Genomic DNA, 9,809 nt, shown 5'->3' on the forward strand with positions numbered 1-9,809 from the left:
CCGGGCCCTGTGCGCGCGGCCGTGATCAGTGGTCGTGCGCCGCCGCGCGGTGGACCGGGCCGTGGGCGGTCAGACAGTGCTCGACCAGCGGTTCGTCCGCGCGGCGGTGCTCCTCCCCGTCCTCCCGGGGCCGCGGGGCCAGGGTGTCGAGGTGGTCCACCTGGAGCGTGGTGTGGGTGATGCCGTACTCCTCACGCAGCACCTCCTCCAGCCCCTCCCGGACCGCGTGGCAGTCGCCCTCCGCGGCGACCAGGACATGGGCGGACAGCGAGACCTCGCCCGAGGTGATCTGCCAGACGTGCAGATCGTGCACCTCGGCCACCTCCGCGTGGGCGGCCAGCAGACCCCCGATCTCATCGGGCTCGACCCCGGCGGGCGCCGCCTCCAGCAGCACGCGCCCGGAGGCCCGCAGCAGTTCCACGCCCGCCTTGATCATGAGAACGACCACGATGAGACCGGCGATCGCGTCGGCCCGGGCGTAGCCGGTGGTCACCACGATTAGTCCGGCGATCGCGGTGGCGATGAAGGCGTAGAGGTCGTTCAGCACATGCTGGAAGGCGCCTTCGATATTCAGCGAGGAGCGGTTCGCCTTCGACATGCACCACGCCGCCGCGAGGTTCACCACGATCCCGGCGAGCGCGACGATCAGCACCAGACCACCGGTCACGTCCGGCGGATCGATCAGCCGCTCCACCGATTCATAGCCGAGGTATGCGCCGAGCAGCAGCAGGGAAAGCCCATTGGCCTGCGCGGAAAGGATTTCCGACCGCTTGAGCCCATAGGTATAGCCGCCGCGGGCGGGCCGGGCTGAAAGCCGGATCGCAATGAGCGCGAGGACGATCGAAGCGGCGTCGGTGAGCATATGGGCCGCGTCGGAAAGCAGCGCCACCGAACGCGCGATCACCCCGATCACGACCTCCACCAGCATAAAGCCGGTGATCAGCACAAGAGCGATGGACAGCCACCTGCGATCGGCGTTCTCCGCCACACCGTGCGTGTGCCCGCCATGACCCTCGCCGTGTCCGTGCGTATGGGCTCCCACCCGCTCCTCCTCGGCTCGCTTTATGGGCAACGGCAATTGAACAGTACTTCGGAGAATTCTCCAAAGACTGCAATGGACACGGTTATCAAGTGGCATTGCGTCATGAATTCGGCAACGCTTTTCATTGTCGTGCCGGGGCGACACGCCCGGAAAATGCCCAGCCCACCGGGCCCTTGAGCGGACGTCACCCGGGCGGACGAGCACGGATCGCTGATGCGTACGAGACCACGCCGATGCGGGTGAGGTCGGCGCGAAGGAGGTGACCCCGCGGGGCGCGGCGCGTTGGCCGAACATGACGACGACGATGCGACGCCGTTCTCTCTCGCAGCCGAGCAGAGCGCTGGACCGGAGCACCGAAGGCGGAACGGTTCACCAGACGCTTCACCAGTCGAGCTGCGTACCGATCTACGCGGCGCTGGTCGAGCGCTGGTCGTCCGCGGGGCGGGCTGTGCCCGGGGCGTACGACCGCGAGTGGACCGAACTGGTCAACTGCCCGCCCTGGCCGGACCGGATCCGGGCGGCGGCCCGGCCGTCATCCGGCTGAGCCACCGCCCGTCCGATCACTCGGGGAATCGCCCGGGGATCAGTCGTCCCCGCCCTCCAGGCCGCCCTCGGTCTCCAGGAACAGCTCCCGGACCCGCTCCAGCACCTCCGGGTCCGGCTGCTCCCACAGGCCGCGGCTCTCGGCCTCCAGCAGCCGCTCGGCCATGCCGTGCAGCGCCCAGGGGTTGGCGTCCTCCAGGAACGAGCGGTTCTCCGGGTCGAGCAGATAGGTCTGGGCGAGCTTGTCGTACATCCAGTCGGCGACCACGCCCGTGGTGGCGTCGTAGCCGAAGAGGTAGTCGACGGTGGCGGCCAGCTCGAACGCGCCCTTGTAGCCGTGGCGGCGCATCGCCTCGATCCAGCGCGGGTTGACCACCCGGGCCCGGAAGACCCGCGAGGTCTCCTCGTGCAGGGTGCGGGTGCGCACCGTCTCGGGGCGGGTGGAGTCGCCGATGTACGCGGCCGGGGCGGTGCCCTTCAGGGCGCGCACGGTGGCGACCATGCCGCCGTGGTACTGGAAGTAGTCGTCCGAGTCGGCGATGTCGTGCTCGCGCGTGTCGGTGTTCTTCGCGGCGACCGCGATCCTGCGGTACGCGCTCTCCATCTCCTCGCGCGCCGGACGGCCCTCGAGTCCGCGGCCGTAGGCGTAGCCGCCCCACACCGTGTAGACCTCGGCGAGGTCGGCGTCGGTGCGCCAGTCGCGGCTGTCGATGAGCTGGAGCAGCCCCGCGCCGTACGTGCCCGGCCGGGAGCCGAAGATGCGGGTGGTGGCGCGGCGCTCGTCGCCGTGCTCGGCGAGGTCGGCGCGGGTGTGGGCGCGCACGTAGTTGGCGTCGTCGGCCTCGTCCAGGGACGCGGCGAGCCGTACGGCGTCGTCCAGCAGCCCGACGACGTGCGGGAAGGCGTCGCGGAAGAAGCCGCTGATGCGCAGCGTGACATCGACGCGCGGGCGGCCGAGCTGGTCCTGAGTAACGGGTTCAAGTCCCGTCACGCGCCGCGACGCGTCGTCCCACACCGGGCGGATGCCCATCAGCGCCAGCGCCTCGGCCACGTCGTCGCCGGAGGTGCGCATGGCGCTCGTCCCCCACAGCGACAGGCCGACCGACCGCGGGTACTGGCCGTCGTTGTCGGCGCGGTAGCGCTCCAGCAGCGAGTCGGCGAGCGCCTGGCCGGTCTCCCAGGCCAGGCGGCTGGGCACGGCCTTGGGGTCGACGGAGTAGAAGTTGCGGCCGGTCGGCAGGACGTTGACCAGGCCCCGCAGCGGCGATCCGGACGGCCCGGCCGGGACGAAGCCGCCGCTGAGGGCGTGGACGGCGTGGTCGATCTCGTCGGTCGTGGCGGCCAGGCGCGGCACGACCTCGCGGGCGGCGAACTCCAGGATCGCGGTGACGGCCGTCCGCTGCGCCTCGGGCAGCTCCAGGGCGGCCTTCTCGGCGGCCTCCGGGGCCCAGTCGGCGTCCTCCATCGCCTGGACGAGGGTGCGGGCGCGCTCCTCGGCCTCGTCCGCGCCGGTGCGGGTGGCGGCCGACTCGTCCAGGCCCAGCGCCTCGCGCAGCCCGGGGAGCGCCGACGTACCGCCCCAGATCTGGCGGGCGCGCAGGATGGCCAGCACCAGGTTGACGCGCTCGGGTCCGGTGGGCGCGCCGCCGAGGACGTGCAGACCGTCGCGGATCTGGGCGTCCTTGACCTCGCACAGCCAGCCGTCGACGTGCAGCAGGAAGTCGTCGAAGCCCTCGTCGTCGGGCCGCTCCTCCAGCCCCAGGTCGTGGTCGAGCCGGGCGGCCTGGATCAGGGTCCAGATCTGGGCGCGGATGGCGGGGAGCTTGGCCGGGTCCATCGCGGAGATGGCGGCGTACTCGTCCAGCAGCTGTTCCAGCCGGGCGATGTCGCCGTAGGAGTCGGCGCGCGCCATCGGCGGTACGAGGTGGTCGACCAGGGTGGCGTGGACCCGGCGCTTGGCCTGGGTGCCCTCGCCGGGGTCGTTGACCAGGAACGGGTAGATCAGCGGCAGGTCGCCGAGCGCGGCGTCGGGTCCGCAGGCGGCGGACAGGCCCGCGTTCTTGCCGGGCAGCCACTCCAGGTTGCCGTGCTTACCCAGGTGCACCATGGCGTCGGCACCGAAGCCGCCGTCGGCCTCGGGGGTCGCCATCCAGCGGTAGGCGGCCAGGTAGTGGTGCGAGGGCGGCAGATCGGGGTCGTGGTAGATGGCGATGGGGTTCTCGCCGAAGCCGCGCGGCGGCTGGATGACGACCAGGAGGTTGTTGTGGCGCAGCGCGGCGAGGACGATCTCGCCCTCGGGGTCGCGGCTGGTGTCCACGAACATCTCGCCGGGCGGCGGGCCCCAGTGCTCCTCGACCGCGTCGCGCAGCTCCCGCGGCAGCGTGGCGTACCAGCGGCGGTAGTCGGCGGCGGGGATGCGGACCGGGTTCTTGGCCAGCTGCTCCTCGGTGAGCCAGTCCTGGTCGTGGCCGCCCGCCTCGATGAGGGCGTAGATCAGTTCGTCGCCGACGCCGGAGGCCAGGCCCGGGAGCGCGCCCTCGCCCTCCTCGGGGCCGAAGTCATACCCTTCGGCGCGCAGTCGGCGCAGCAGGGCGACGGCGCTGGCGGGGGTGTCGAGGCCGACCGCGTTGCCGATCCGGGAGTGCTTGGTGGGGTAGGCGGACAGGACGAGCGCGAGGCGCTTGTCGGCCGCCGGTATGTGGCGGAGCCGGGCGTGTCGTACCGCGATTCCGGCGACACGCGCGGCGCGCTCGGGGTCGGCGGCGTAGACCGGCAGGCCGTCCTCGTCGACCTCCTTGAAGGAGAACGGCACGGTGATCAGCCGTCCGTCGAACTCCGGGACGGCGACCTGGGTCGCGGCGTCCAGCGGCGAGAGACCCTCGTCGTTCTCCTCCCACGCGCTGCGCGGCGAGGTCAGGCACAGCGCCTGGAGCACGGGGACGTCGAGGGCGGCGAGCGCACCCGCGTCCCACGCCTCGTCGTCGCCGCCCGCCGACGCCTCGGCGGGGCGGGTGCCGCCCGCGGCGAGCACGGTGGTGACGACGGCGTCGGCCGCGCCGAGGGCCTCGATCAGCTCGGCCTCCGGGGACCGGAGGGAGGCGACGAACAGCGGCAGCGGGCGGGCCCCGGCGTCCTCGACGGCCTGGCACAGCGCCTCCACGAAGGCGGTGTTGCCGCTCATGTGGTGGGCGCGGTAGTAGAGCACGGCGATGGTCGGGCCGGTGACGTCCTCGCGCGCGGTGCGCTCCAGCGGCCCCCAGGTGGGGGCGGGGGCGGGCGGTTCGAAGCCGTGGCCGGTGAGCAGCACGGTGTCGGACAGGAACCGGGCCAGCTGGTCCAGGTTGGCGGGTCCGCCGTGCGCGAGGTAGGCGTGCGCCTCGGCGGCGATCCCCACGGGTACCGTGGACGCCTCCATCAGCTGGGCGTCAGGGGCCTGTTCACCGGTCAGGACGACGACGGGCAGATCGCCCGCGAGCAGGGTTTCGAGGCCGTCCTCCCAGGCGCGGATGCCACCGAGCAGCCGCACGACGACGAGTTCGACACCGTCGAGGAGCCCGGGCAGATCGTCGAGCGCGAGCCGCGCCGGGTTGGCGAGGCGGTACGGCACCGGGCCCGTGGCCGCACGGGCACTGAGCAGGTCGGTGTCGGACGTCGACAGCAGCAGGATCATGGCTCAGCGCCTTCCTCGGGGTCCGCGCCCCGGGCGGGTTGGAAGACGGCTGGAGTTCCTGGCTCGCACGGCGGGCTGCCGTGCTCACAGTGGCGGGACCGCACCGGATTCGCACCGGTTTCCTCCCCTTGACGCCGTCTTGTGCGTCTTGACGCCGTCTTAAGCGTCCAGCGAGCCAGATGGCCCGCCGCAGAGCATAGTAGGCGTTGCTGACCTGGCACGGGACAGTGCGGGCCGATCGGACGTCGGTATGCTCGCCGCCATGTCCCTCCCCCCGACAACCATCCCACCTGCGGATGAAGCGCCCTCGCCACGGGCGCGCGGACGCGACGACGCCTGCCCCGGCGCGCTGCGGCTGCACCCGGCGGACGACGGCTCCCTGGCCCGCGTCCGGATACCCGGCGGCCTGCTGACGGCCGGTCAGGCGCGGGCGCTGGCAGGGGCGAGCGAGGAACTGGGGGACGGTCGGCTGGACCTCACCTCACGGGGCAATCTCCAGGTCCGCGGCCTGGACGCGGCATGCGGCGGCGAGCTGGCGGCCGCGCTGCGGGGCGCCGGACTGCTCCCCTCCGACCGGTTCGACCGGGTGCGCAACATCGTGGCGTCCCCGCTGGGCGGCCTCGACGGCGCCGGATGCGGCGATGTCACCGCGTGGGCACGGGAGTTGGACACCGCGCTGTGCGCCGGGACATGGGAAGAGTTGTCCGGCTTGTCGGGTCGTTTCCTGTTCGCGATGGACGACGGCCGGGGCGATGTCGCCGCACTCGGCGCGGATGTGACATTGATCGCAACGCGGGGCGGCGGAGCTGTGCTGCGGGTGGGATCCGGCCCCGGGGACGGCCTGGAGGTGCGGGGGCGGGACGCGCCGCGCGCCGCCGCGCTGGCCGCCGTGGAGTTCCTGGCCCGGGTCCGGGCGAGCGGTACGCGGGTGTGGCGGGTGCGCGAGCTGCCCGCGCAACACGCCGTGACCGCCGACGGCTTGGCGGCACGGCTCGCGGACGAGGGCGTCGAACCCTACGTGATCGACCAGAGTGGCCGGGATGCGACACCCGGCGCGCCGCCCGCGCCGGGTGTCGTGTCCGGTCCGGACGGGCGCCACGCCGTGTCGGTTCTCGTTCCGCTGGGCCGGGTCGGCGCGGCGCAGTGGCGGCTGCTCGCCCGGGCTCGGCCTCCCGGGGGCGGGGCGGGTGAGCTGCGTGTGACACCCTGGCCGCGGCGTGAGTGCTCCCCGGGCCTTCACCGCGGAACGGGCGCGGCGGCCGCGGCACCGGGAAAGTGGCCCGAACGCGGGGCTGGTGACCGATCCGGGCTCCCCGTGGGTCGGGGTCGGCGCGTGCACGGGACGGCCGGGCTGCGCCAAGTCCCTGGCCGATGTGCGCGCCCACGCGGCGCGCGCGGTGGCGGGCGCTCCCCGCTCCCCCGACACGCCGCAGGGCTCCGGCGATGCGCGGCAGGACTCCCCCGACGCGCCGCCGGTGTACTTCTCCGGCTGCGAGCGGCGCTGCGGCCACCCCGGCGGCCGCTGGGTGGACGCACTGGCCATCTCCGGTACGGACTACCGGCTCACCGTGCGCGACGCGCGGGAGCCGGACGGCGTCACAGACGCCGGCGCGACAGACGTGGCAGCAGAGCAATTGGCCGACGCCGTGGCGACGGCCCGCGGAACGGCATGATCAACGACATGATCGAGGACACAGTGTTCGACTACGAGAAGGACGGGGCGGCCATCTACCGCGCCTCCTTTGCCACCATCCGCGCCGAGGCGGACCTGGGCGGCCTCCCCGCCGACGTCAGCCAGGTCGTGGTGCGGATGATCCACGCATGCGGCATGGTCGACCTGGTCAAGGACCTCGCGTACACGCCCGAGGTGGTGACGCGGGCCCGGGAGGCGCTGCGCGCCGGGGCGCCCGTGCTCTGCGACGCGCAGATGGTCGCCAGCGGCGTCACCCGCAAGCGGCTGCCCGCCGACAACGACGTGGTGTGCACGCTGTCCGACCCCGCCGTACCGGAGTTGGCGCGGCGCATGGGCACGACACGCAGCGCCGCCGCGCTGGAGCTGTGGCGGGACCGGCTGGAGGGGTCGGTCGTGGCGGTCGGCAACGCGCCCACCGCGCTGTTCCGGCTGCTGGAGATGATCGAGCAGGGCGCGCCGCGCCCGGCCGCCGTCATCGGCGTACCGGTCGGGTTCATCGGCGCCGCCGAGTCCAAGGAGGCGCTGGCCGGGCATCCGGCGGCGCCCCACCATCTGGTGGTGCGCGGCCGACGCGGCGGCAGCGCCATCGCCGCGGCCGCGATCAACGCGATAGCGAGCGAGGAAGAGTGAGCGAGCAGCAGCGACAGGCGACGCCCGCGGCGAAGGGCCGGCTGTACGGCGTGGGCCTCGGCCCCGGTGACCCGTCCCTGATGACGGTACGGGCGGTGGAGGTCATCGCCGGGGCCGATGTGGTCGCGTACCACAGCGCCCGGCACGGCCGCAGCATCGCCCGCTCCATCGCCGAGCGGCATCTGCGGCCCGACCACATCGAGGAGCGGCTGGTCTACCCGGTCACCACGGAGGGCACCGACCATCCGGGCGGCTACCGGGGCGCGATGGAGGAGTTCTACACGGAGGCGGCGGCGCGGCTCGCCGCACACCTGGACGCGGGGCGCACGGTCGCGGTGCTGGCCGAGGGCGATCCGCTCTTCTACGGCTCGTACATGCACATGCACAAGCGGCTCGCCGATCGCTACCCCACCGAGGTGATCCCCGGCGTCACCTCGGTCAGCGCGGCGGCCGCCCGGCTGGGCGCGCCGCTGGTGGAGGGCGAGGAGGTGCTGACGGTCCTCCCGGAGCACGCTGCCCGAGGAGGAGCTGAACGGCGCGCCTCGCGACGACCGACGCGGCGGCGGTCATGAAGCTCGGCCGCACCTTCCCGACCGTACGGCGCGCCCTGGAGCGTTCGGGGCGGCTCGCCGACGCGCGGTACGTGGAGCGCGCCACGATGAGCGCGGAGCGCACCGGGTCGCTGGGCGAGGTCGACCCGTCGTCGGTGCCGTACTTCTCGGTGGCGGTGCTGCCGAGCCGTATCGACACGCCGGGCACCCCGGACGCCCCCGACGCCTCCGCGTCCGGGCGCCCGGGCGAGGTCGTGGTGGTGGGCCTCGGCCCGGCCGGTCCGCTGTGGCTCACCCCCGAGGCGCGCGGTGAACTGGCCGCGGCCGAGGACCTGGTCGGCTACACCACTTATCTGGACCGGGTTCCCGTGCGTCCCGGGCAGCGGCGCCACCCCTCCGACAACAAGGTCGAGGCCGAACGCGCCGAATTCGCCCTCGATCTCGCCCGGCGCGGTCGGCGTGTCGCCGTGGTCTCCTCGGGCGACCCCGGCGTGTTCGCCATGGCCACCGCCGTACTGGAGGCCGCGTCCGAGGAGCCGTACCGCGATGTCCCGGTCCGCGTGCTGCCCGGCATGACCGCGGCCCACGCCGCGGCCGCCCGCGCGGGCGCGCCGCTCGGCCACGACTACGCCGTGGTCTCCCTGTCCGACCGGCTCAAGCCCTGGGAGGTCATCGCCGAGCGTCTGCGCGCCGCGGCCGCAGCCGACCTGGTCCTCGCCCTCTACAACCCGGGCTCCCGCAGCCGGGTCTGGCAGGTCGGCAAGGCGCGGGAACTCCTCCTGGAGCACCGCGCGCCGGACACCCCGGTCGTCCTGGGCCGTGACATCGGCGGCCCCGAGGAGAGTGTCCGCATCATCCGCCTGGCCGACCTCGACCCGGCCGACGTGGACATGCGCACGATCCTCCTCATCGGCTCCTCCCAGACGCGCACCGCCCGCCGCGGCGACGGCACCGAGATCGTCTGGACTCCGAGGCGCTACCCCGAGGGGTGACGCTCCCGGCCTCAGGGGTGTGCGTCCGTACGGAGCCAGGCGACGGCCTCGGCGGGGGTCCTGACCACCGGGACGCCTTCCGGGGCGGGCGGGCGCTGGACGACGACCACGGGGATTCCGGCGTCGCGGGCCGCGGCCAGTTTGGGTGCCGTGGCCCCGGCGCCGCTGTCCTTGGTGACCAGGACGTCGATGCGGTGGCCGCGCAGCAGGGCGGTTTCGCCTTCGAGGGTGAACGGACCCCGGTCGAGGATCACCTCCATGCGAGGCGGAACCGGTGGCTGCGGGGCGTCGACCGAGCGCACCAGGAACCACGGGGCGGTGAGGTGGGCGAAGGCGGCCAATCCCATGCGGCCGGTGGTGAGGAAGACCCGCTCCCCCAGCTCCGGCAGCAGCCGCGCGGCCTCCTCCAGCGAGGCCGCCGGATGCCAGCGGTCGCCCGGGCCCGCCACCCAGCCGGGGCGGCGCAGGGCGAGCAGGGGAACATGGACGGCGGCGGCCGCACGGGCCGCGTTGTGACTGATCGTGTCGGCGAAAGGATGGGTGGCGTCGATGAGCGCGTCCACCTGGTGCTCACGGAGCCAGCGGGCCATGCCCTCGGGGCCCCCGAACCCGCCGATCCGCACCTGCCCGGCGGGCAGTCGCGGTTCGGCGACCCGGCCCGCGAGGGAACTGGTGACGCGCAGGGCGG

At 73.6% G+C, this 9,809-nt stretch carries 6 protein-coding genes, 2 pseudogenes and 1 riboswitch; of the genes and pseudogenes, 5 read left to right on the forward strand and 3 right to left on the reverse strand.

What is annotated here, in order from left to right; all coding sequences use genetic code 11:
• Window positions 1-25: 25 nt before the first annotated feature.
• A complete protein-coding gene (locus SSOG_RS02015; protein ID WP_039936341.1) occupies window positions 26-1,042 on the reverse strand; it encodes a cation diffusion facilitator family transporter in 1,017 nt (338 codons plus the stop codon).
• 304 nt (window positions 1,043-1,346) lie between these two features.
• Here SSOG_RS02015 and SSOG_RS02020 point away from each other — a divergent pair, with 304 nt between their 5' ends.
• Window positions 1,347-1,586, forward strand: a complete 240-nt coding sequence (locus SSOG_RS02020; RefSeq protein WP_009712520.1) for a hypothetical protein — start codon at window positions 1,347-1,349, stop codon at window positions 1,584-1,586.
• 39 nt (window positions 1,587-1,625) lie between these two features.
• Here SSOG_RS02020 and cobN read toward each other — a convergent pair whose 3' ends face one another.
• The gene (gene cobN, locus SSOG_RS02025; protein ID WP_009712521.1) at window positions 1,626-5,255 is read right to left on the reverse strand and encodes a cobaltochelatase subunit CobN; all 3,630 of its coding nucleotides are present in this window, start codon (window positions 5,253-5,255) and stop codon (window positions 1,626-1,628) included.
• Window positions 5,256-5,285: 30 nt separating this feature from the next.
• Window positions 5,286-5,429, reverse strand: a riboswitch (cobalamin riboswitch).
• Between the two features lie 88 nt (window positions 5,430-5,517).
• On the opposite strand from cobN, the pseudogene SSOG_RS55425 reads away from it, so the two are divergent.
• From SSOG_RS55425 to cobJ, 4 genes and pseudogenes are all read left to right on the forward strand, one after another.
• Window positions 5,518-5,718 (forward strand): annotated as a pseudogene (locus tag SSOG_RS55425) (nitrite reductase); the annotation flags it as partial.
• 754 nt (window positions 5,719-6,472) lie between these two features.
• The gene (locus tag SSOG_RS55430; protein ID WP_009712522.1) at window positions 6,473-6,928 is read left to right on the forward strand and encodes a hypothetical protein; all 456 of its coding nucleotides are present in this window, start codon (window positions 6,473-6,475) and stop codon (window positions 6,926-6,928) included.
• An 8-nt stretch (window positions 6,929-6,936) separates the two neighbouring features.
• A complete protein-coding gene (locus tag SSOG_RS02035; protein WP_039940486.1) occupies window positions 6,937-7,578 on the forward strand; it encodes a precorrin-8X methylmutase in 642 nt (213 codons plus the stop codon).
• An 80-nt stretch (window positions 7,579-7,658) separates the two neighbouring features.
• Window positions 7,659-9,121: pseudogene (cobJ, locus tag SSOG_RS02040) on the forward strand (precorrin-3B C(17)-methyltransferase).
• Window positions 9,122-9,132: 11 nt separating this feature from the next.
• Here cobJ and SSOG_RS02045 read toward each other — a convergent pair.
• Entirely contained in the window at window positions 9,133-9,804 is a 672-nt protein-coding gene (locus tag SSOG_RS02045) for a cobalt-precorrin-6A reductase (RefSeq protein ID WP_078510564.1), read from the reverse strand.
• Between the last annotated feature and the right edge of the window lie 5 nt (window positions 9,805-9,809).

This window comes from Streptomyces himastatinicus ATCC 53653 (assembly GCF_000158915.1).
Classification (GTDB): domain Bacteria; phylum Actinomycetota; class Actinomycetes; order Streptomycetales; family Streptomycetaceae; genus Streptomyces; species Streptomyces himastatinicus.

Bases quoted from the DNA above. Each gene is read 5' to 3' on its own strand.
- SSOG_RS02020 (WP_009712520.1), top strand. From the start codon at position 1,347: ATGCGACGCCGTTCTCTCTCGCAGCCGAGCAGAGCGCTGGACCGGAGC.
- SSOG_RS02035 (WP_039940486.1), top strand. From the start codon at position 6,937: ATGATCGAGGACACAGTGTTCGACTACGAGAAGGACGGGGCGGCCATC.
- cobN (WP_009712521.1), bottom strand. From the start codon at position 5,255: ATGATCCTGCTGCTGTCGACGTCCGACACCGACCTGCTCAGTGCCCGT.